Source organism: Candidatus Uabimicrobium amorphum (genome assembly GCF_009002475.1).
GTDB classification, from domain to species: domain Bacteria; phylum Planctomycetota; class Uabimicrobiia; order Uabimicrobiales; family Uabimicrobiaceae; genus Uabimicrobium; species Uabimicrobium amorphum.
In genome coordinates this window covers 6,755,813-6,779,224 of the sequence record NZ_AP019860.1, presented here as the reverse complement: position 1 = coordinate 6,779,224, position 23,412 = coordinate 6,755,813, and the positions used below count along the sequence as shown (strand labels likewise).

23 protein-coding genes are annotated in these 23,412 nt (G+C 38.7%); 7 read left to right on the top strand and 16 right to left on the bottom strand.

What is annotated here, in order from left to right; all coding sequences use genetic code 11:
- Nucleotides 1-9 precede the first annotated feature (9 nt).
- A complete protein-coding gene (locus UABAM_RS23955; protein WP_151970526.1) occupies nt 10-753 on the top strand; it encodes an SIR2 family NAD-dependent protein deacylase in 744 nt (247 codons plus the stop codon).
- Here the strand turns inward: UABAM_RS23955 and UABAM_RS23950 are convergent.
- Complete coding sequence (locus tag UABAM_RS23950; RefSeq protein WP_151970525.1) at nt 750-1,076, bottom strand: hypothetical protein; 327 nt, start codon at nt 1,074-1,076, stop codon at nt 750-752. The genes UABAM_RS23955 and UABAM_RS23950 overlap by 4 nt on opposite strands.
- A gap of 179 nt (nt 1,077-1,255) precedes the next feature.
- Here UABAM_RS23950 and UABAM_RS23945 point away from each other — a divergent pair, with 179 nt between their 5' ends.
- The 4 genes from UABAM_RS23945 to UABAM_RS23930 all read left to right on the top strand — a co-directional run bounded on the left by UABAM_RS23945 (nt 1,256) and on the right by UABAM_RS23930 (nt 6,223).
- Nucleotides 1,256-2,608 (top strand): sigma-54-dependent transcriptional regulator, encoded by a 1,353-nt coding sequence (locus UABAM_RS23945; RefSeq protein WP_173013539.1) that lies wholly within the window; start codon nt 1,256-1,258, stop codon nt 2,606-2,608.
- Nucleotides 2,609-2,838: 230 nt separating this feature from the next.
- Nucleotides 2,839-4,392: a BCCT family transporter gene (locus tag UABAM_RS23940; RefSeq protein WP_151970523.1), complete on the top strand. Its 1,554-nt coding sequence runs from the start codon at nt 2,839-2,841 to the stop codon at nt 4,390-4,392.
- A complete protein-coding gene (locus UABAM_RS23935) occupies nt 4,392-5,315 on the top strand; it encodes an ABC transporter substrate-binding protein (protein ID WP_151970522.1) in 924 nt (307 codons plus the stop codon). Before UABAM_RS23940 ends, UABAM_RS23935 begins: the two co-directional genes overlap by 1 nt.
- A 5-nt stretch (nt 5,316-5,320) precedes the next feature.
- Complete coding sequence (locus UABAM_RS23930) at nt 5,321-6,223, top strand: TAXI family TRAP transporter solute-binding subunit (protein WP_151970521.1); 903 nt, start codon at nt 5,321-5,323, stop codon at nt 6,221-6,223.
- 59 nt (nt 6,224-6,282) lie between these two features.
- Here the strand turns inward: UABAM_RS23930 and UABAM_RS23925 are convergent, their stop codons facing one another.
- From UABAM_RS23925 to UABAM_RS23890, 8 genes are all read right to left on the bottom strand, one after another.
- On the bottom strand, nt 6,283-8,628 hold the full coding sequence (locus UABAM_RS23925; protein ID WP_151970520.1) for a hypothetical protein: 2,346 nt from the start codon (nt 8,626-8,628) through the stop codon (nt 6,283-6,285).
- A 148-nt stretch (nt 8,629-8,776) separates the two neighbouring features.
- The gene (locus UABAM_RS23920; protein ID WP_151970519.1) at nt 8,777-9,367 is read right to left on the bottom strand and encodes a hypothetical protein; all 591 of its coding nucleotides are present in this window, start codon (nt 9,365-9,367) and stop codon (nt 8,777-8,779) included.
- Nucleotides 9,368-9,458: 91 nt separating this feature from the next.
- Nucleotides 9,459-10,751 carry a hypothetical protein gene (locus tag UABAM_RS23915; protein ID WP_151970518.1) on the bottom strand — a complete coding sequence of 431 codons (1,293 nt, stop codon included), beginning with the start codon at nt 10,749-10,751 and terminating at the stop codon, nt 9,459-9,461.
- Between the two features lie 233 nt (nt 10,752-10,984).
- Nucleotides 10,985-11,404, bottom strand: coding sequence for a VOC family protein (locus tag UABAM_RS23910; protein ID WP_151970517.1), 420 nt, complete (start codon nt 11,402-11,404; stop codon nt 10,985-10,987).
- Nucleotides 11,401-11,808, bottom strand: coding sequence for a hypothetical protein (locus UABAM_RS23905; protein WP_151970516.1), 408 nt, complete (start codon nt 11,806-11,808; stop codon nt 11,401-11,403). The genes UABAM_RS23910 and UABAM_RS23905 overlap by 4 nt, the downstream gene beginning before the upstream one ends.
- A gap of 3 nt (nt 11,809-11,811) precedes the next feature.
- A complete protein-coding gene (locus UABAM_RS23900) occupies nt 11,812-13,383 on the bottom strand; it encodes a hypothetical protein (protein ID WP_151970515.1) in 1,572 nt (523 codons plus the stop codon).
- Between the two features lie 222 nt (nt 13,384-13,605).
- On the bottom strand, nt 13,606-14,640 hold the full coding sequence (locus tag UABAM_RS23895) for a sodium:calcium antiporter (RefSeq protein ID WP_151970514.1): 1,035 nt from the start codon (nt 14,638-14,640) through the stop codon (nt 13,606-13,608).
- 20 nt (nt 14,641-14,660) lie between these two features.
- On the bottom strand, nt 14,661-15,389 hold the full coding sequence (locus UABAM_RS23890; protein ID WP_151970513.1) for an FHA domain-containing protein: 729 nt from the start codon (nt 15,387-15,389) through the stop codon (nt 14,661-14,663).
- Nucleotides 15,390-15,572: 183 nt separating this feature from the next.
- Between UABAM_RS23890 and UABAM_RS23885 the strand changes: the two genes are divergently transcribed.
- Together UABAM_RS23885 and UABAM_RS23880 are read left to right on the top strand one after the other, a co-directional pair.
- Complete coding sequence (locus UABAM_RS23885) at nt 15,573-16,565, top strand: AAA family ATPase (RefSeq protein WP_151970512.1); 993 nt, start codon at nt 15,573-15,575, stop codon at nt 16,563-16,565.
- A complete protein-coding gene (locus UABAM_RS23880; RefSeq protein ID WP_173013538.1) occupies nt 16,543-17,529 on the top strand; it encodes a DnaA/Hda family protein in 987 nt (328 codons plus the stop codon). Before UABAM_RS23885 ends, UABAM_RS23880 begins: the two co-directional genes overlap by 23 nt.
- A 90-nt stretch (nt 17,530-17,619) precedes the next feature.
- On the opposite strand, the gene UABAM_RS23875 is transcribed toward UABAM_RS23880, so the two are convergent.
- From UABAM_RS23875 to UABAM_RS23845, 7 genes are all read right to left on the bottom strand, one after another.
- A complete protein-coding gene (locus UABAM_RS23875) occupies nt 17,620-18,177 on the bottom strand; it encodes a hypothetical protein (protein WP_151970510.1) in 558 nt (185 codons plus the stop codon).
- A gap of 11 nt (nt 18,178-18,188) precedes the next feature.
- On the bottom strand, nt 18,189-19,037 hold the full coding sequence (locus UABAM_RS23870) for a polysaccharide biosynthesis/export family protein (protein WP_151970509.1): 849 nt from the start codon (nt 19,035-19,037) through the stop codon (nt 18,189-18,191).
- Nucleotides 19,034-19,516 (bottom strand): crossover junction endodeoxyribonuclease RuvC, encoded by a 483-nt coding sequence (gene ruvC, locus UABAM_RS23865; protein ID WP_151970508.1) that lies wholly within the window; start codon nt 19,514-19,516, stop codon nt 19,034-19,036. Before ruvC ends, UABAM_RS23870 begins: the two co-directional genes overlap by 4 nt.
- A complete protein-coding gene (locus tag UABAM_RS23860; RefSeq protein ID WP_151970507.1) occupies nt 19,513-21,210 on the bottom strand; it encodes a serine/threonine protein kinase in 1,698 nt (565 codons plus the stop codon). The genes ruvC and UABAM_RS23860 overlap by 4 nt, the downstream gene beginning before the upstream one ends.
- A gap of 237 nt (nt 21,211-21,447) precedes the next feature.
- A complete protein-coding gene (locus tag UABAM_RS23855; protein ID WP_151970506.1) occupies nt 21,448-22,065 on the bottom strand; it encodes a hypothetical protein in 618 nt (205 codons plus the stop codon).
- Between the two features lie 118 nt (nt 22,066-22,183).
- Entirely contained in the window at nt 22,184-22,858 is a 675-nt protein-coding gene (locus UABAM_RS23850; RefSeq protein WP_151970505.1) for an EF-hand domain-containing protein, read from the bottom strand.
- 10 nt (nt 22,859-22,868) lie between these two features.
- Nucleotides 22,869-23,099, bottom strand: a complete 231-nt coding sequence (locus UABAM_RS23845) for a hypothetical protein (RefSeq protein ID WP_151970504.1) — start codon at nt 23,097-23,099, stop codon at nt 22,869-22,871.
- Nucleotides 23,100-23,412 lie beyond the last annotated feature (313 nt).

The following is a 23,412-nucleotide window of genomic DNA, read 5'->3' as shown; positions in this document are numbered from 1 at the left end:
GGCCATGTCATGCATGATACTCTTTTTGACTTGATAAAAAACGCGCACAATATATTGATATTTACCGGTGCAGGAGTTTCTACCCAAAGCGGAATACCAGATTTTAGAGGACCGCAAGGTATCTGGAAAAATAGAAATCCGATTTATTACCAAGAATTTATGAGTTTTGAGGAATCGCGCATCGACTACTGGCAATTCAAATTAGATGGATGGCAGGAATTCCAAAGTGCACGTCCTAATAGCATTCATCAAGCAATAGTAAAACTCGAAAAGATGGGAAAACTATGTTGTGTGGTTACACAAAATATCGATGGTTTACACCGTATGGCAGGAACCACAGAGGAAAAACTGATAGAACTACACGGGACAAATAGCTTTGTAGAATGTCAAACATGCCATGAAACAAGCGATCCACAACCACATTTTGACTACTTCACCCGTACCGGAAAACCACCTTGTTGTCCATGTGGTGGTTATCTAAAACACGCAACTATTAGTTTTGGACAAAATCTACGTGAAAAAGATTTAGACTCTGCTGTAGATAAAGCGCATAAAGCAGATATGGTGATTGCCCTCGGCTCGACTCTAAGCGTATATCCAGCTGCAGAAATTCCACGAATCACCGCACGTAATGGAAATCCTTATGTTATCATCAACCGCGGCGAAACAGACCATGATCTCTTTGAGTTTTTAACAAAAAAAATAGATGACGATATTGCCAGTGTTTTTGCCACCGTAATGGATAAGTTCTAGTTGCCAACAGATACAGCCCAACCACCATAGATAATTTTCGGTCCCTTTTTTGTTAAAATCCATTCGCATACAAATGGCTTCTTACTTGTTGTCTTTACCTGAAAAGCAAAAGATAAATAACTATATTCAAACCACACATCGCATCCGCCACCATATATCTTTGTAGAAAAAGCCGAGATACCGTGGTATTGAATTTCTTTTATATTCGGGATTTTCTTGTATATGTCCATCTTCGCTTTGTAGTAACCAAAAGAAAACATCGTAAACAACGTGATCAAAATTGCAGTCACAACAATAGTACAAGTTTTGACTTTTCCCGTCATATACTATCTCCCTGAGACAACGTCAAATATTAACAATAACAAAACACTCGTACCATAATTATCCTCGACAAGCTAGGTAGTTACAATAAAATTTATGAAGTATTTTATTGTATTGTTGGCCAAATAGCCATATTATAAAAACCTTCATGGACAACACTTTCTATCTTCGGAGAAATACGATGTTTTGTTTGTATATCATAGACGACGAAGTCGGTGTACGTAATTCTTTGCGCCAGGCTCTTAAGAAAATTTGTACGGTGAAAACTTTTTCCACTGTAGAAAAGGCGTTGAAAAGCATCGATGAAGAACCTGTGGATTTGGTACTACTCGATATCGAATTGCCGGGTATTGGAGGTGTCAATGCCTTAAAGCAATTAAAACAAAAGTCCCCGGGAACCGCGGTAATTATGGTGACGGCAAATGACGAAATCCCCATGGTGGTTTCTTGTATGAAACAAGGAGCGTATGATTACATCACCAAGCCATTTAACCTCAAAATGGTGGTACGTAAGGTCCACAATTGTTTTGAATCTTTGCATATGAAAAAAGAAGTGGAATTACTACAACAGAAGTATTTTGAAGAAAATCTACCTTGTTTCATCGGAGAAAGCGACAGTATTCAAGAAGTCATGACCATGGTGGACTCGGTGGCCAAAAGCCCTGCGCCTGTTCTTATTTTGGGAGAGTCAGGCACAGGAAAAGACCTTATTGCGCGGACCATCCACTATAAAAGCGAGAGCTTTCAAAAGTCGTTTGTCGCACTCAATTGTGCATCCATTCCCGAAAATTTAATTGAAAGTGAGCTTTTTGGTTATGAGAAAGGTGCGTTTAGTGGAGCGGGAACAAAAGGAAAAAAGGGACAATTAGAACTTGCGCAAAACGGTACGTTGTTTTTAGACGAGATTGGTGACCTGGGTCTCGACGCGCAGGCCAAAATTCTACGTTTCTTAGAGGATGGTGGATTCTACCGCCTCGGAGGAACAAAGAAACTGTTTGTCAAAACGCGTATTGTTTCCGCCACCAATAAAAATCTAGAAAAAATGATCGCGAAAAAATTATTTCGCGAAGATTTATATTACCGTTTAGCTTTAATAAAAATACGTGTGCCCTCTCTTAACAAGCGCCGCAAAGATATCATACCCATCGCCAAACATTTCTTAATCGAACTCTCGAAAAATTACAAAAAGAAATTTAATAAAATTTCTCCAGAGGTCGAGCAGTATATTTTAAAACATCGCTGGAAAGGGAACATTCGCGAGCTGAAAAATTTTATAGAACGGGGTGTTATTTTGGGAAAAGGACCTACCTTAAACGCAAAAGCAGTTGGTATTTACAAAACAAGTGTTCCTTCGAAAATGCATAATAATTTACTGCAACCATTACCCGAAGAAGGAATGGACTTGAACGCTCTAGAAGCGCATTATATGGAGGAAGCCATCAAGAAATCTCAAGGAAACGATGCGTTGGCGGCGCGTTTACTAGGACTTAGCTACTACGCCTTTCGTTATCGTAAAAAACAACTCAAAAAATAAAAACGCTCCTAAAATACAAATAGAGTTGGCGATATCACCAACTCATATGGCCATATCACCAACATTTATCTCCAAATCTCTCATGAGAAATAAAAAAATGTGTGTTTTACCCACTTATCAGACATCTCTTACTCTTTTGGCATGATTTATGCCATATACGACTTTCCTCACTTGCTCTTCTGGTTCTTCACCAGGAGTATTTTATAGAAATTAACAGAAAGTCGTTGTTTATGAAAAAGACAAATAACACACCTACCGAAAGTAATCCACAACATCCCGTTGAAGAACATGAGTACATAGGTGATTTCCCTATTGTTTTTTGGGCATCGTTAGTTTTTTGCGGTGCCATTGCTATTTGGGGGGCGGTTCGTCCAGAGCAAATGACAAGCGTTGCTCTATCGTCCACTAGTTTTATGTTAAAAAACTTGGACTGGTTTTTCCTACTGATGAGTACTTTCCTCGTTGCCTTGGCTTTGTATCTGGCGTTTGGAAAGTATGCACATATTAAGCTAGGTGGACCTGACGAAGAACCAGAATTTACCACTGTGTCATGGCTATCCATGCTATTCTCCGCGGGTATGGGATGCGGTCTTTTGTTCTGGGGGGTAGCGGAACCGGTTTTTCACTTTATGTCGCCACCAACAGCCCAGGCCAAAACAGCAGAGGCAGCGCGTGCGGCAATGGTGATCACCAACTTCCACTGGGGACTTCATGCATGGGGTATTTACGCCATGAGTGCACTAGTTCTCGCTTATTTTGGCTTCCGCAAAAAGAAACCCTACCTTTGTTCCACGCCCATCAAAGAAGCCTTCTCGGGGAAATATGTCAAGCAGACATGCCATATTACCGATGTGATTGCCGTGTTGTCTGTGGTATTTGGTGTGGCCGGTTCGCTGGCAATGGGAGTGTTGCAGCTAGCGTCTGGTTTGACAACATCCTTTCATATCAATGCCAATACCGACATGTACTACATCGGTATCTTAATTTTTATCACCATTTGCTTTATGATATCTGCCAGCACCAGCCTGGATAAGGGAATCAAAATACTGAGTAACCTCAACATGAGTGTTGCGGGATTTTTAATGCTATTTGTCATTTTTGCTGGGCCTGCGCGTTTTATCCTAGAGATTTTTGTAAATACCCTTGGTGACTACGCAACAAACATCGTGCGTATGTCTTTTCATCTTTATCCATATGAAGGTTTACAAAGTTGGAGCGCTTCGTGGACACTGACCTACTTAATCTGGTGGATTGCTTGGGGACCATTTGTTGGCATTTTTATCGCGCGAATAAGTAAAGGTAGGACGATACGCCAGTTTATCATCGGCGTTCTATTTCTTCCAACGCTATTCTCCATCTTGTGGTTTTCCGCATTTGGTGGTTCGGGCTTCTTCATTGAAATTTTTGGTTCGGGAGGACTGGGAGAATTGGTTCGCGAAGATGTGACCAAGGCGCTCTTTGCTCTTTTCGACTACTATCCGTTGACCTTGCTATTAAAAATATTGGCCCTATTTTCGATTTTTGTCTTTTTGGTAACAAGTGCTGACTCTGCGACATTTGTCATCGGAATGATGACCAGCCACGGAGATTTAGATCCGTCGACAAAACACAAATTAACATGGGGACTTGTCATTTCTCTACTCTCCGCTTCCAGTTTAGTGGTCGGTGGAATTGAAGTGCCCAAAGCAATTGCCATAAGTGGTGCCATTCCATTTAGCATTATTTTACTGCTACAGATTGTGGCATTTTTTCGGGTTTTGCGAACAGAAAAGGGAGATGCCTAATGCAAAAGTATTGGATATGTTTGTTAATTTTCGCGTTACTTTGCGGTTGTAAAGAACCGGTAAAGATCGGAGCAAAAACCTTCAGCGAGCAACTAGTACTCGCCGAGATTATGGCACAACTACTCGAAAACGAAAACATCGCTGTAAAACGAGTGATCCCATATGGCAACACGCGCGACTGTATTCAAGGATTGACATCAGGACAGTTAGATATCTATACAGAATATACTGGTACGGGGCTCATGATACTAGGGGAACCTTCTCTTAGTGATCGTGAAAAGGCTTTTTCCAGAGTAAAAGAACAATTTGCCAACCTCGGTGTCGCATGGCAAGCGCGACTTGGATTTGCGAATAATTATGTTCTTGTCATGAGACGCGACCAATCCATAGCACAAAAAATAGAGACAATGACAGATCTAACGAATGTACAAAGTTTGCGCATTGGCTGTGACGAAGATTTTACCAAACGCCCTTTGGATGGTTTGTCGGCAATGTTACGACGTTATGGACTTAAAACGGCGCAAACAATCGTCGAAGACGACAAATCGATATTATACCGCGCTTTACTTGATGGAGAAGTAGATATCGTTATAGGTTATTCCACCGACGGCCAAATTGAAGCCTTTAACTTAAAAACGCTTAGCGATAATCTACGTTTTTTTCCTGTATACGAAGCAGCACCTATCGTCCATAACAAAACTCTAAAACGTTATCCTGGGATCAACAACATATTAGGAAAACTCGCGGGACTCATTGATGAAAAGACAATGCGAGCGATGAACAAACAAGTAGAGCTCGAAGGGGTACATTACCGCGATGTGGCAAGTCAATTTTTACGCAAAAACAAGTTAATACCTGAAGAAGAAAACAAAAAGACAAGTATAAAAAACTTTCCTTTGCGGTTGAAAATCTTGACGAATTGAGTGGTATGGCGGGTAAAGCCCAACAAGCGATTCACAAAGTTTTTCGTGGAAGGCGCTTGAAACTTGAACGTTGTGCTTCCCCCAGTGAAATGGTCATCTCTGGAAAAGCGCGCATTGCTCTTGTAGGCGCAGAAAGTTTTTTTGACATAGATCGTGTTGTACAAAATCGTAAAACTCTTCTCGAAGCAGTAGCACCCGTAGGCTACAAGATGTGTCATATTCTTATGCGTAGCAATCACAAATATGAAAGCTTTACTGAAGTGCGTTCCATTGGTACTGTCCAAGAAAAAACCGGTTCGCATACTATGACGCGTATTCTAGTGAAGGCATTTCAGCTGGAAGAAAAAGCCACAATTACCAGTGGAAGCTTAGAAGAGCAAATGAAAAATTTGCAAGAGGAAAAAGTGGACTGCGTTGTTCTACTTATACCACAGAGACATGCTCAACTTACAAAACTTTTGGAGCAACATCCCTGTACGCTATTTGCTTTAGATGAATGGAAAAAGATGAATTTTCAATTTCGTTTTCCGTTTTTGCGCTTGTCGCGTATACCGGCAAATACCTATAAAAATCAGTCATTTCCTGTAGAAACTTTAAGTAGTCAAGTGGTGTTGGCAGGACCACATAACAACAAAGAGTTTTTGGGGAATGCCGGTCCGGTTACTGCGATGTATAGCAAAGCACAGCCGCTTTCTGACTTAAGCGTTATACAACTCAACGAACAATTGAGAAATAACGAAAACGTTGACCCTATTTTGCCGAAAGCAAAGGTTTTACAAACGCAGAATGACAAGAAAAAAACTTCGTTAACTTCTTATGAAAGCTCCTTGGCGAATCTTTTTGTTATTATCGCTATCATCTACCTCATTTACCTCTTTATCAAAGAAGAGACTGTCGCGGCAGAGTAACATTCCCAATAAAAAAAGCACCCAAACGGGTGCTTTTTTTATTTTACTGTAAATACATCTTAGAAATCGTCGTCGTCTTCATCTTCCGCAGGTTCAAAATAAATAACCCCTTTTGTTGATTTATTACTATCAACTTGAACTTCGTTATCCTCACAGTATCCGATAATAATATCGATAATATCTGCTTGGGTGTCACGTGTACGGCGCCATTTCAATGTGTATTCCATATAGCCACTTCCACCACCTGTGGAAGCTTCTATCTTACAATATGCTCTTTTGCCACTCTTTAAATCGAGAATAGCGTCTTTAATTCTGCGTTCTTGCCGCGAGGTGAAATTGGCAAATTTTACGGTGTATATATTTTCTTGTAAAACTGTCTTACGCGTACGAATTTGATTATACACTCTCTCGTAACATGCGCGTACCACGTTTTTAATCGCTTCGGCGCGTGCCATGCGTTCCGTTAAACCACCAAATACCCCCACTGGTTTGATGGAAGTTTTGTCACCTGACGTAATTTGAAACTTGACAAGTTCTTGTGCTGTTTGCAAATGTACTAAGCGACAACCAACCGTTGCATACCATACCGGAGTACCTGTTGCCGGATCTCTAGAAACGCGTCTTGTGGTGAGCCACAAATACACGACAATTTGTACTTGAGCAAATTTACGCGCGATAAAAGCTTGAGGATCAGCACCAGCTGATAAACCAAGCATTTGTGCTTCTTTTTTCATCAAACGATCAAGTGCACGTAAGTCGCGAATTTTCATATGTTTACCTAGTAAATTCTGTAGGTAATCAAACATAACATCGCGGTCGGTGTTTTCGTCTTTGGTGCTGGGCTTAGTGCCTTGGTAAGGATTGTTTTCACGATCGGAAACAATGGCTACCCACATACCAGAAAGCTTATCATCGGCTTTCTTGACCAAGTTATAGATGTCTTTCAAAAGATCGTCTTGTTCGATACAAACTTTGATGCGAATGCGGCGTCCATCAAAACGACGTAAAATAATCGCTTCTTCTGGTTCGGTAGAAGTATAATCTTCCCAATTCTCTACAAGAAAACGCTCTATTTTGTTTCGATTTCCTTCAAAATATTCGTATTCGACGTTATCTTCTAAAAACTTGAGCATCGCTTCGCGCCACGCGCGTGTAATTGCACTTTTCTTCGTTCTGGCTTTTCCTTCGGCAATAATATAGTCGCAATCATCTTCATATACTGGTTCTTCTACCGGCGGCTGATAATCGTTGTTGCCTCCACCAGTATTGCCACCACCGCTCCAATTACTGTTAGGTGGTTCGAAGATCATCACTTTTTGTGTAAATTTATCGCATTTAACAACAACTTGATTTGTTGCAAGATATTCAAGAACAATTTGAATCATTTCAAATTGAGAGTGGCTGCGTAACCACTTCACGCGATAGGTAAAATAGCTTTCGCCTCCACCAATACCTCCAGGAAGAATATCGAGATAGCGACGTTTTCCGTTTTTCAAGTCAAGCATGGTTTGGCGAATTTTATCGCGATCTTCTTTACGCTCGAAATTGACAAATTTATAGGTATATTCTCCCTCGGGAAGAATCGTGTTGTATTGAGATACCTGCGCAACTATTTTTTGGGCAACTTCAATAGAAGCTGTCATAATAGTTCCTTCGCGAGTGGAACCTATTTTGTCGTGTTGAAAATGAAATAGCTCTTGTGCTGTAACAACGTGTACGGCTCGTGCACCAATACGTGCGCGGTAGACCTTTCCGCCGGTACCTTCGTCGTATTTATAACCCATTTTTAGCCAAAAATACATTGCGATAGGAATAGAGCTAAACTTACGCCATGTATAATTTTGCGGATCAGAACTCGCCGACAAATCCAACATTTGTCCTTCTTTTTTCATCAAGTTTTTCATCGCAACGGTGTCGCGCACTGTAAAGTGTTTTCCCAATTCATCTTGTACAGTAGCTAAAACCATGTCTAAACTGCGATTGCTGTTCACTTTGCGGTCGGCATTCACAGATACCCATATCCCAGCGGCCTTACTACGCGCACGCAAAAACTTGTTCTTGATGTCTTGTAGAAGAACATCACCTTTTACCTCGACCATGATGCGAATTTGGCGATCACGGTATGGTTGCACGACATTGACGTTGTCATGTGTGTATTCGCGATAGTTTTCGACGAGGAAAGTTTCTATTTGTTGATTATGAGATTCATAGTCACCGCTATCCATATTCAATTTCAAAAACTTCAACATTGCTTCCACTCGAGCGCGAACAATCGCCCCTTTTTTGGTACTGCCTTTTCCTTCGGCAATAAACGTATTTTCAACGAAATTGTCGTCAAAATCCTGTGCTACCATCGCTGCACTTAGAACAACGCACAGCAGTAAAAATTGTATTTTTTTTAACATACCTCGACCTTTCTCGAAAATGAAAATGGAACTCTGAGGTGGGTGTCCAGATGAAAAGTTACCTACTAAACCAGTAGGTGTTACTTATGTGACAAGAGTGATAATTCTCTGTTGTGAAAGAGAATTATCACCATAAATTTCAATGAACTTAGAATGGAGGAACGATGACAAGTAGATGATCTGATTTTCTTCTAAACTCTACTTCATAGCCTTCATTCATGAATAAGTTGTTTAATGTTTCTTCGAGGTTAATAGGAGATAGATCTGACCATAGCTTTAAGTGTACGCTTTTGCGGTTAGGAGCTGTTTCTTGCTCAATCGTATAGTTACCATGGGCACCCTGTAAAATCGCCTGGCGAATTCCCATTAGTGTATCGCGATCATCAAAATTTTTGATGTGAATACTCAAATAGGTTTTCTCTCCGGGAGTATGATTTTCCTCTGGGGTATAGGATTGTCTAGCAGGTCTAGCTACTTCTTCTACCTCTTCATTATATTTCACTTGTTCGTATGAATCAGCATTGGGGTCGATATTCAATTCTTCGTCGGTTGGAACGTGAACGTCGTCGTGGACAGGATTTGTGTCTTGTTGCGGTGGATATGGATCAGGATCAGGTTGATAGGCCACATCATCTTCTGGAGGTAAAGGTCTCACATCCACATCTTCTTCACTAGTACTTGCACAACCAATCATAAATATCAAAGAGATTACCAAGCTGAGCTTTAATATTTTTTTCATATTAAGTTTCGAATAGAAAACTATTCGCTCCTTTCTGCAAACAATTGAACAGAACTTGAGTATTTTCAAGCTCTGCTCTCTATTTTTCATTTTAGAAGTCGTCGTAGTCTTCATCTTCTACGGGTTCAAAGTAAATAACACCTTTTGTCGATTTGTTACTGTCAACTTCAACTTCATTGTCTTCACAAAAACCGATAATAATGTCAATGATATCTGCTTGTGAATCGCGGGTACGACGCCACTTTAGGCTATATTCCATGTAACCACTACCACCACCAGTTGCCGCTTCGATCTTGCAATATGCTCTTTTGCCGTGTTTCATATCTAGCATAGCGTCTTTAATTTTGCGTTCTTGGCGCGATGTAAAATTCACAAATTTAACCGTGTAGACGTTTTCTTCTAAAACGGTTTTACGAGTGCGTATTTGCTTGTAAACACGTTGATAAACTGCTTTTGCTACATTCTTGATTGCGGCAGCGCGTGCCATTCTTTCTGTCAAACCACCAAAAACCCCTACCGGTTTGATGCTTGTCTTATCTCCGGAAGTAATTTGAAACTTCACAAGTTCTTGTGCGGTCTGCAAGTGAACAACACGACAACCAATGGTTGCATACCAAACAGGTACTCCCATCGCTGGATCTTTGGAAACGCGTCTTGTGGTAAGCCATAGGTAAACAGCGAGTTGTACTTGAGCGAATTTACGAGCAATGTATGCCTGAGGATCAGCACCTGCTGCTAAACCAAGCATTTGTGCTTCTTTTTTCATCAAACGATCAATTGCACGTAGATCGCGAATTTTCATATGTTTACCTAATAGGTTTTGAACATTGTCAAACATCACATCGCGATCGGTATTTTCATCTTTATCACTTGGTTTGGTACCTTGGTAAGGATTATTCTCGCGATCAGAAACAATCGCAACCCATAAACCATCCAGTTTATCATCGGCTTTTTTTACCAAATTGCGAATGTCACTAAGTAAAGAATCTTCATCAATGCGTACCCTCATACGTAGAGTACGACCATTATATCGTTTGGTGATGCGTGGTCTCTCAGGATCACCGACACAATAGTCTGACCAGTTTTCCGCAATATGTTTTCTAATTTCGTTATTGCGTCCTTCGTAGTATTCCATGTCGATGTTGTCTTTGAGAAACTTCATCATCGCAGTTTTCCAACCACGAGTAATCGCACCTTTTAGTGTAGAGCCTTTCCCTTTTACGCGTATCCAGGAACCACCGAACTCCTCTTCTTCACCAAATCGACCATCTTGACCATCTTCATCATAGAAATCGTCTTGCGCATACATAGTGGGGCTAACCACCATAAATGCCGCCAAAAGCAATATCAACCAATATTTGTTACTTGAAATTGCAAATCTCATTAAAAAACTCCTAATTTATCTGCATAATAAAAAAACGATAAAATTTTCATTGTAATTGTGCAAGCTTTAGCGGTGTAAACAAATTTTGCTATATTTTTTATAAAAAGTGTATAAAAAAAAATTTTTTTCTGTCAGGTTATTTGACCCACCACCGTAATCATCACAGTAGTCGTAATCGTTACCGTAGCCGTAATCGTCACCGTGACCGTGACCATCACCGAAAATTGTGCAACTTATTCGTGGTTAGTGTTTCCGTCGTATTCTTTGGTAAACACTTCATCAACCGGTTCCCATAATTCGATTTTATTTCCCTCGGGGTCCATGATGTGCGCAAATTTTCCATACTCGTATACTTGCATTTCGCCGACAATTTCCACTCCGCTACTCTTTAGTTCTTCGAGTAATTTTTCTAAATCGTGGACGCGATAATTTATCATGAAATTTTGTGCTGATGGAGCAAAATAATCGCTATCTTTAGCAAAAGTACTCCATTGCAAATAACCTTTTTTCTGTCCATCATCTCCGGTACGAAATTCAAACAGCGATCCATATTCATTCATTTTCATACCTAGGTGCTCTTGGTACCAATCTTTCATTTGTTTTGGATCTTGTGTTTTAAAAAAAATTCCACCAATACCTGTTACTTTTTTCATTCATTTTCCACCGTTCTAATTGTATCTCCACACCATTCGCAGAAATTTGCCAGCGCAAAATTAAATTTTGAGCAGCAACCGCATTTGACGAGAGTTGAGGTGAGCGTCATAAAAGGACGTATTTTTTGACAATGCATACAAAGGTAATCATTACACGGGAGAGGATTTAAGGCACCACAAAAAACGCAATGCCAAGGGTTGGCGCGTTCTATTTGCTCATGTCTTTTTGTGGGAAGATTTTCACGCAGAGAGTAAATTTCTTTTTTCAGCATGGAGATATCTTGTTCATACTCTCTAATGATAACCTTGTAACGCGCTATTTGTTCCAAATAGTGGTCTTCTAAATGATCTTGCATTTTGCGAATTTGTTCTTTTAACTTTTGAATTTCGTTTTCTTCATCCATTGTCTAGCGGCCAAAAAGAAAGAACAACAAGTGTTTTTGTGATAAATATGCGTATGTACCCTCATGGGAGATGTCGTGTTTTTCGATTATTTTGATAACTTCCGCAATCGAGAAATTCGTAATTTGCGCAATTTTTTCGATTGGCACGGGAGTTTCTTTTGATTCGACTTCAAAACCATGCGTGCTAAAATTTTGTAGTAGCTGGGTAAATGATGCGTAGCTGTCTTCATCTAAGCGAAAGAAATTCTGCTCCAACGCGCTTTGGAAAAAATATATCTTTAAAGAATTTTCTTCCAGTTTTTCCACAGCACATTTGATTTTTTTAATTACCTTGTATTCCAAATCATCATTGTGTTGTTGTGATATTTTTACAAATTCTGTTTCAAGGGCTGTTTTATTTTCTTGTAAAATACGCAATTGCTTTTCAATCCACTGTTTTTGCTCTTGTCGCGTTGTTTCCATTATCTTTTCCGCGAAAGGCATTTCTCCCAGACTTTCCAAAAGATAAGAGAGTTCTTGGTAAATATATATTCTTTTACTGTTATTTTTTATATCCTCTTTGATCTCTAGCTTGTGCAGATGATCGTACATCTTTTTCAAACTGTGGATAATATCCTCATCGAGAATGTCGTCTTCCTCGGGATTATTTTCGCGATGATAGTCTTCAAAAACCTCCACTAAATCAGCGACGTGTTTTTCCAACCCCGTTAAAATAGTATTTACATCTGTCTCTTGCATAATTCTGCGCGAGAATTTGAAGTCTTCGATATTTTCAAGCGTTGAACTCTCAAAAAAGCGCGAAAATACTTTCTTTTCGTAATTAAATTTTAAAACTAAAATATTGCGATGGAAAAGATTGCGTAAAATCTCTTTGAAAGCATCTTTTTGTGCAAATTTTGAAATGAGCAAACGAAAGGTCACGCTAATGAGTTTGCGAATGTCATCGTCGCGAGTGTACACACAAGTATTATGCCCATTTACTAACACTTCATAGAACACCCGAGCAACAATACGCTCATCGGTATCGTTTGTCACTCGTGAATCAGATTTTTTTAATTCTAAATGCGCATCTAAAAACTTCACCATATTTAAAATAGAATTGAAAATTGTGGGATGTGGTTTTTCCGAAGGGTGAATGGTTTGTAAAATTTTGCGTAACGTCTCTTCATTTTTGGCCAGCTGCTGGTAGACAACGCATAGCTCTTCTCTTTCCTGAGAAGAGAGTTCCTTATACTCTAATTTTTTCTTTTCGATGATCGAGATCGCCGCCTGAAGAATATTGGAAACTTCTCTTACCACTTCAGGTATGAGAATTAAGTTTTCAAAATTCGATAAATGGCGCGATACGCCGGTGAAAAACAAAAACCACTTGTATAAAAAATCTTTGCTAATGTCGACAAAGGCGTTTCTTTTTAAATATTTTTCTGGCGAAGATAAAATGCTTGTGTCATACAGGCAAACGTAGTTGCGCTCCCGTAAAAAAAAAGCTAGAGAACTCACCAACTGTACAGGATTTTGTACATTTAATACATAGCCCTCATCAATTACTTCTTCTACTCCATCTTCGCAATTCATATTTAGCCACCTTTAATATTTCGTTTCCAAGAACTTCGTCAAACTTTGTAGCCAAAAAACACTGCGATGGGAATTAAGTAGCTACAGCCAGCATGTGCAATGACTGTAGCTAATTAAGGCATTTAATATTTAAGGCAAAGCTACGTATGATAGTCCGTATATTGAGTGCCCATTTGACGATGTAAGCCGTTTTAGATATCTAAAACTTTCAGCTTCAACCAATTATGATCCAAAAATCATTTTAAGCCAAGAAGAATCATAAATAGTATACATTGCCAACACATACAAAACAGCGATTGCCATAGATTCGACACCTATAAAATATGCCTTTTTACCTTGCTTGAATTTGAGTGTACCCAACGTAACAAAAGTCAAAATCACAACAAAAACAATACCGATGTAGTGGCTGGAGTCAAACTGTTTAAATAGGTGTTCTCCATAGAATACGTCACAAACAGCAATAATTCCCATATTGAAAATATTACTTCCAAATAATGTTCCAATTGCCATATTATTAAATCCCATGCGCACAGCAATAAAACATGTCATAACTTCAGGAAGTGAACTTACAATGGCTAGGAAAAAACTTCCCACAAACCCTTCGTCGAGTTTGTAAACATGATTAATATTTTTGGCGATAACACTTAACCACAAACCAGTCGCCACAATAATACCAATAACAAATAGACATTTTAGGGCTAAAGTAGACAGAGAGACGTTGCTGTATTTCTTTTCTCCGGTATGTTGTTGTTCTTGGTCTGAACGAAATAGAGCGATCATACACACTACATACATGGCAAAAATCACAATGGAATCATACCCTAACTTTGAAAAACCAAGATCTACACTGGAAATGTTGATTTTTTGCGATAAGTTAAAATAAAGGCATGTTCCGACAATGCATACCATAATTAGAGACAGGATGGTCGAAAGGCGAACTCTGGAGTCAACACTGCGTAATACAGCTCCCTGGCGGTATATAACATCGAGAATCACAATGATGAAAATATTAAAAAGGTTACTCCCCACAACATTACCCATTGTTATGTTAGGAGCATTAGAATATACTGCTGTACCTATTGATAGTACTAATTCAGGAAGTGAAGTACTCCAACCGATCAGTACTGCGCCAATAAAAGCGTGTCCAAGGTTTAATCTTTCGGAAAGAATGTCGCCATATGTTGTTAATTTGACACCTGCAAATATAATTAGCGCTGCCGCAGTTAAAAATGATCCCCAAATTTGCACATGTTCCATGTGAACTCTCCTTTAAAACGTTACTTTTGTATACGAAATTGAAATTGTAAATCACCTATCTGTACCATGTCTCCGTGTTTTAAAGGAGAAAAGTCAACAAGCTTTTTATTGATTTGCGGAGGCTTAAATGCCCCTAGATGATGAATAAAATAACCTTTTTCTTCGCGAATGACCACAATATGACGTTCACTGATTAACATACCACTAATAGACACATCACATTGATCTGATTTTCCAAAAAACGTGGCATTCTTGTGCAAAGGTATGGTCTTATTTTCATCCGCAATGTGGAGGTAGCCATGGGTTTCTAAGTTGTTTTTTGAAGCCATATCTTCGTAATTAATGGCCAGGGTTTGTTTCATGAGGTCTTTGTCTGCATTGACCTTAGGTTTGGATTCTTTGTCAAAATACTCATCTAGTTTGAATAACAAAGTGTGTTTTGCTAAAAAGATTTTATCTTCGTTGTTTAGATTGTAACCTCCTGTTATTTTGTTCCCACCTATGAATGTACCGGTTTTACTTTGTAGGTCCCTGAGTACATAAAAACTAGCATATCGCTCTATCTGTGCATGGGATCTTGACGCTCCTAAGTTATTGATAACTATATCACAACTGTTTTCGCGTCCTATTGTTATCAAATCTTGATCAAATGTCAATCGCTCGATTTGATCGTTTCCTATCGAAATTTCAAGAGAGCATGGTATTTTAGTCGTAAGCCGCTCTTCTATTTTGTTTTCATCTATATCCATAGTGATTTACTCAATCAACAAAAACATGTAAATAATGATTTATTTGTGCATACCTAAAATAATTACTTGAAAAATTACTTTCTCGATGTATAAGTAATACAACAACTTCACATTTTATCGCATAAAGATATCAATGTCAAAGAAAACAGTCGGAATTCCCTTGGCTATGATTGGACTTGTATAATGCAAACTGAATTCACCACTATTGAAGATGTAGAGCAATTTATTGGCAACTTCCACAAGAACTTTAATGCAATTTCACAGCAAATATCACAGCATATTGTGGGTAACAAAGATATTATTAGTAATTTACTCATTGCTTTCTTTTCAGGAGGTCACGTACTTCTAGAAGGGGTTCCGGGAGTTGGAAAAACTTCTCTAGTGCGGTCATTGTCCAATACTCTGTCACTACAATACAAACGCGTTCAGTTTACGCCAGATATCATGCCTGCTGATATTATTGGTACAAAAGTTTTTCAACAGGCAACTCAGAATATTGAGTTTGAAAAAGGTCCCATATTCACAAACATTATGCTTGCCGATGAGATCAACAGAACTTCACCAAAAGTCCAGTCTGCTCTGCTCCAAGCGATGCAAGAAAAACAGGTAACCGTTGGGGGAATTGACTACAACCTTCCACTACCTTTTCATGTCATCGCCACGCAAAATCCCATAGAAATGGAAGGGACATACCCTCTACCAGAAGCGCAGCTTGACCGATTTTTCTTCAAGTTGCACATGGAGTATCCATCACTACCAGAATTAATTGCCATTGTTCAGCCTTCGCTACGAAAAACTCAAAATTTTAATATAACAAATGACACGCTTCGCAGCATGGCACAGTCCATTTCACATGTGAAAATTGCAAAAGAACTTTATGAATACGCCGCTAAAATTGTCATAAACTCCAATCCGCAAAACAGCGAACTCAATTATGTCAAACAATACGTTGACCATGGGACAAGTCCAAGAGGAATGCAAGCGCTCATTTCCGGTTCACAAGTTCGCGCTCTTTCTCAAGGTAGAATTCATGTCAGTAGGGAAGATATCGAACACATAGCTCTCCCCGCACTCAATCATCGTATTATGGTTAACTTTCATGCGCAAGCAGAGGGTATATCTTCTTTTGACATACTACAGAAGTTATTGGAAAATGCAAAAAAAACATACAAATGATTTACGTCGATTCCTAGTAGATAGCAACAATAATTTGGCATTCGAAATCGCAAAAAAGCTCATCAAGACCTCCAAGCTAGACTATGCCCCTCTACACATTTTCGGACCGGAAAATTCAGGGAAAAGTCATCTACTAAATGCCATTTCGAAGGAGATAGATAGCGAAGAAAAGAATATTATTCACTGTTTTGCCCGCTCATTCTATTTAGACTATATTTTTGCTTTAAAAAACAAAACCTACCAAAAATTTCGCCAAACATACCGTGAAACAGATATTTTGGTATTGGAAGACATTGACTTTCTACAGAAAAAAAATCATACACAGCGCGAGCTTCTCTTTGTCATCGACGAACTGGTAAATAAAAAAAAGGTTGTCATCACTAGTTCACAAATGCATCCGAAACAACTAAAGCAATTTCAATCTGCCCTAGTAAATCGGCTATCAAGCGGCTTATCCATTCCCATACACCCCATCTCTAATTCCACAGCGCAAAACTACTTTGGACGTATGGCAAACAATCTACAGGTCTCTTTTGAAGATGGTGCTTTACAAATAATCACTAGCGAATGTATTCACACGGAACTACGCGAAAAAATTGAAAAATTGATTGTTTTTTGTAGTGAGACGAAAAAGGGTGTCAATGAAGATTTGATCAAGAAATGTATCGCACACAATGCCAACAAAAAACTCACTTTTGAAATAATACTCGAAGTGGTGGCACAGCACTACAAAATGGAAGACGGAGAAGTTTTGCGACAAAAGCAATCGTCACATACGGCGAAGGAGCCCAGATATCTAGCGATTAAAATGTCCAAAGAGGCTCTCAAACTAAACAATGAAAGCATCGCGTCCTACTTTAACTGTAGCGAAAGTTCAGTGCGTAATGCTTGCAAGAGGGTGGACAAAGAGTTTTCAGAGGTATGCGTTTCTTTGAAGAAAAATTTATTGAACTACATGAAGTAGAATCGCAATCATCGTCACCGTAGTCGTCACCGTAGTCGTCACCGTAGTCGTACGGTCACGGTCACGGTGACGGTCAGGGGGACACTTCAATTACTTCCCAAAGCGAAAAGTTTGCATGAAGATGGCATACGCTCTACGTACCACCTTTAAACGCATCTTCTTTTGGTCATAAATCATAATAATACGCCAGCGTTTATCCCCATATGTCGCTGTGATCAACTCCGCAGTTTTTCCGTCAGTTGTATCACCTATACCTGTGTAGCATTTTTTTCCTCCAAAGGATCTCTTTTTGCGCTTTAGATCACTCTTGAGTTTCAAAGGCTCTTTGTAACTATTCGCCGCTGCATCAAAAAAAGGACTTCCGCTGATCATCCTCGTTGTTGTATCAACAAACATGATGATGGTGATTTCATTGGAAAGCATATCGATTCTTGTCTGTTGCGGCTGTTGTGGATCTTTAGAGGTTTGAACTTTCCATATAGTACGGAAAGAACACTTAAAATTTTTACGGTCTTTTCTGCTTAATTTATTGTATTCCTCTTGTTTGAGTGCTTTGTCACCCACAACGTAATATTGCGTACCATTTTTATTCGCAAATGCACATAATGGGAGAAAAAATACAATCAAATACAGTACGTGTTTCATCATTCGCTCCTTTCTCATTCGTCTTCGCTCAAGACTTCTTTTGGTATTTCAGGTTGTACATACACAACATCCCAAGGTTGTAGTTCGAAATCTTTACTTACCTCGTAGTCAAGGCTAATAATACTGCGGCGTTCGTTATGTAATAATCGATATATTTGAATATTTTTGGTATTGGACACTTTCGAAAATCCAGCGGCCTGGGTAACGGCATCTTTTAATGTAGGAGGTTTTGTTTGACCATCAAAACTAAAACAAACGCCCCCCGCTTCGGCTTTTACAGCGCCAAATACGTAAACAGGTTGCGACACCCCAGGGAAAATGACGCGATCATCTGCATAAAGAAGTAAGTTGTCACCACCAATACCCTCTTCCACAGGTAATGACATTCCACGAATGAATAAAAATTTCCCAGGATATCCCCATGCTTTGCGAATTAGGAGATATTCCCTTTGTCCTAAACTAGCGAACCCATCCACTTTCATGATAAGGTTCATTATATTCCAGTCTTCCCCTGGAGGATAATTATATACACCCGGAGACTGTATAGAGCCGCGTACATCGATAGATCTACGTCCAAAATTAACGACTTTGTACTGGTTAAAATCTACTCCGTGATTGTAGTACAGTAACTTGACTACTTCGCGAATTCTTTTACCTACGGCAAAAAAGCGTAAATCGCGGATACCGACAAAATAACCGTCGCCATTTACATACCCTACTTCTCCTGTATTTAGGGCAATACGATCTCCTGGAACCAAATAAATTAATTCTGTACCTGCTTCACCCGCAGAACGAACATTGAGGTCTGTCATGTTGCATGCACACAACAACAAACATACAATAAAAATACCACTCTTCATCATTGTAGAATTCCCGCTATATAGTTTTGGCAATGACAAACAGCTATAGCTAAAGCGTCTGCTTCATCATCGCTCATTTCTTTATCTATGTTTAATATTTTTTTCACCATAAATTGAATTTGTGACTTATGTGCTCTTCCACCACCAACGATAGATTTTTTTACTTTTGTAGCATCATACTCAAAAATATCTAAATCCTTTTGTGCCGCAGCAAGAAGAACAACACCTCGCCCTTCGCCTAACTTAATAGCACTTTGTATGTTTTTCCCAAAAAATACTTTCTCCACAGCAACGTGTTGCGGTTCGTGTTCATTTATCACCGCGGCAATTTCGCGATAGATTACTCGTAGGCGTTGTGGAATGGGTTCTTTTGTATTGGTGCGGACAACACCTGATGTAATACACGATAAACGGTTACCTTGTTTTTCCACCACACTAAAACCCACAAATCGTGTGCCTGGATCAATTCCCATTACTTTCATTTTTTACCTTTGCTTTTTGCCACCTGTAAACGTTGGCGAAATGTATCGAGATTTTCTATCTTGGTGTGAGAATTCTGTTCCTCTAACAAATAGAATACGTAATCGGCTAAGTAAATATCTGTACGAAGTGCCACATCAAAGAACAATTTTAAAGCTTTTGTGTAATCACGATGAATTTCCGGGCTATTGTTACCTAAGCTCAATAACACTTTGTATTCATTGATTATTTGATGAAGCTTTTTGATCATACGATGATTTGTTTTTATTCGCGATGCTGTTTGTATTGATTTTGCAAGTTTTTTTTGTATTTGCAAAGTTTTATTTATATAAATGCTTTTCGTATAGCTTTTGTAAGACAAAAACGAAAATCCAATAAGTAAAAAAGCACAAAAGTATAACGCGTAATGACGTAAGAAAGAAGTCAAGGAATAGTGCCAAGGTAGTAATCCACTAGCAAGTGGCTGTCCATTTAAGTAACAACGTACATCCACCGCCATTTTAAAACCATCAGCGTAACGATATTTGACATTTTTGGCTGTCGCACGCTGGCAGATCACTTTTACAGGTGGTGGAATTTCCTTGCCATGCCATGGTAAGTCAAAAAGTACGATTTGCAATTTATTCCATAATTTATTTGGCGATACAAATGGATGTCTATTGGTGAGCATTTCGTACAAAACAACCCCCAACGAATATACATCGCTTTGTGCACTAATTTTATTACTAATGATTTGCTCAGGCGCCTTATAAGACATATAGTTGTCTTTGCCAAAAACTTTTTCGAGTAGTGTTGCTTGGCCAAAGCCTTTTATATATGGATTTCCAGATTCATCGATAATAATATTTTCTGGTGTTAGTTGCCTGTGCACCAGATAGTGACGATGTGTAATACCAATTGTTTCTGCCAATCGCAAAACAATCGCCAAAGCTTGGTGAGTGGTAAACTGTTTTCCAGCATCTAACTCATGGGATAAAGAATTTCCCTTTATGTAAGGCATGGCGATATAGTGTTGTTGGTCAACAACTCCTATGTCGTGAACAGGAATAATATTTTTATGACGTAATTTTTTGATTACTTTCATTTCTTTGGAAAAGGAGCGTATGGCAATCATCGATTCGCTCGACATGGAGAAATTAAATAGTTTAATGGTAAAATTCTTTCCCAATTTTTCATGCCATGCTTTGTAAACCTTGTATTTCTTACCCTCATACAACGTTGTTTCTATAGTATAATCGCCTATGCGCAGCAAAGAGGAATCATAGTCCTCGGCGGCAACAAAACCATTTTTTACGGCCAGTAAATTCTCATCCACTAGTCCGGGAACATCTCCACCTTTTTTGCTAAAACCCTTAAAAAAGCAATGTTCCATATCAGCAGTGATAATTCCTTGCGAAAGAATAATTGGCTCCCAAATCTTTTTATTTTTTTGCGCGTTTTGTATTTCCATCGCCATAATTTTCTCGTATTCATCTTCCGACAAATAATCATAGCGCACCAACATCTGGGCGATGATCTTCTCTAAATAAATAAGACGAATTTTATTCCAAGACTCTGCATCTATCATGTCTTGTAAATATTGGGAACATGGTATTTTCTTACACGCGGAAATAGTTTCGTGCAATTGTATCTCGGATATCATTCCGAGCTTGTGGGCAATTTTGGCAAATAAACGATGGCTTTTGTGGAGTTTCATCAATCTATGACGAGATTTCTCGCACTTCCTTTCTAAAATTATCTTTGTCGCAAATTTTTATACAATGATATGGTAATTACCCATAATAGTCAAAGATAATTATCGTCAAACGATTGTCGTGATAAAAGGGAGATGGACCGTGCTAGGTAAGAGGAGTGACTAAATTACAGTATGCCACAGGAATGAAAGAAGATAATATGAAAATGATATATAGAACTAGCAAAAGCTAGTTCTATTTTAGAAAGAGGCTTTGGAAAGAGTAAATTCTTTAAAGTGACGAATAACATTGCTAACTTCAGGAGATTTTTGATTTGAAATCACTTTACCTTCCATAAACATAAAAGTGAAAATATTGTTACGCAGATCTTGGTTATAAAATTCCAAAAAGATATTTTTTCCGCGTTTAAAAACCAATAACATTTCCTTTAACTTTGAGCTAGCATTCAATTTTTTAATCTTCAGCGTCGAATCAAAATCACCATCAATTTTTTCAAAATGGATTTTTTGCAATACACGACTTTTGAAATGAAGTTCTAGAATCCCATCAGGTATTTCGTCTGTTTGGTCTTTATACCAAGCAATAAGAGCTTTGTATAGACGTCTTTCCAGCAAATTTAGATGGTTGTATGCTTTTTCCTCTTCCCGCTTCGCCTTTAGTAGTTTCAAATATTCTTGTAAACGTTCTCTCTTACGCTGACTTTCTTCTAGAACTTTTTGCTCCGCGGCTTCTATTTTTTGCAAGTGTTCCATTAAAGGATCTTGAGCGTTTTGCTTTCCTTGAACATCCACTTGCTTTAATAAATCCGCCCAGTTTTTTACTTTGCGTTTCGTTGTTTCACCATTGGAATCAGACATAAGCTATAAACCGTATAAAAAGTGTAAACTATTTATTATTTTATATTTTTTACATTAATTTCTATTATAATCATTTCCCCAAAAGTTGCAATGCTATAATTTGGGTTTATTTTTTGTTTTAGCGGTTGCGACCACGTCTACCACGTTGATTTCCTAATGTTTCGCGCATTTTTTGCTTTTCTTCTTCAGACAAAACACCGTCTTTGTTAGTATCAAAACGCTCTAACATTTTTTGACGAAATCCCTGAAATCGGCCACGATTTCGATTCCCACGAGGTATTTTTTTCTTTTCTTCTTCAGACAAAATACCATCTTTGTTGGTATCAAAGCGCTCTAGCATTTTTTGACGAAAACGTTGTTGATTTTCACCACCTTGTTGGAAACGACCATTCCCATTGCGATTCTCTCCGTCGCGCTTTCTGTTTCTACGCTGCAAAAAATTCTCTTTGTGCTTTTCGAGAGCTTCTGTAAGTTGCTGTTGTTGCTCCGCAGTTAATTTACCATCGCCGTCGGTATCCATCTCTTTCATTAATCGCTTACGTTTGCGTTTCATCTCAAAGCGCAGTAACGCTTTTTTAAAACGTTTTCTTTCCTCTTTTGAGAGTTCACCATTGCCATCCGCGTCAAATTTTTCACGCATCTTTTTTATGTGTGCTCGTCTTTTGTTCTTTTTGCCACCGTCTTTTTGGATTTTGTCCAAATCGCCAGCCTGTGTATCACTTGTAGTTTCATCATCGCCAAACACTGGAAACGATAGGCAAAACAACAACATTGCGAATAATAGTTTTTGCATTTCCTACTCCTTACTTTTGTTTATCACAATAAAGACAAGAGTAACGTGCTATTGTTTTTGCATGTTGCGGAAGACTTTCCATTGACTCATTCCATTGTTCTTTAACTGCACGACCGACAACTTGCATACTGGCCAAATCACCCTTACTTACTTCCCAAAAAAGCTTACCACTTCTAATGAAAGAAGTACTGTCACCACGCAAAACATCTGCGACAAAACGCGCTGTCTTAGGAGTATTCACTAAACTTTCCTTGAATTGTGTTGCAAATAAAATTTCTGAGGTTTTTGCAAACTCTTTCATGGAACAGTATGGTGAACAACATGATGAGATAACAAATGATAAAATGAGAAGACACATGACTCGTAACATAATCTAAACCTAACCGAAAAAACCAAAGAAATTACATATGCTAAGTTTATTAATCTTACCATAATTATCGCTAGTGTGAAAGAGTAATTTGACAGGATTGTAGGATTTAAACCCAAGCTCGAAACCGAACCCGAGCCGTTTCCGAAAATAATAGTAAAGCACGGTTTTATAAAGTCGTTCATAA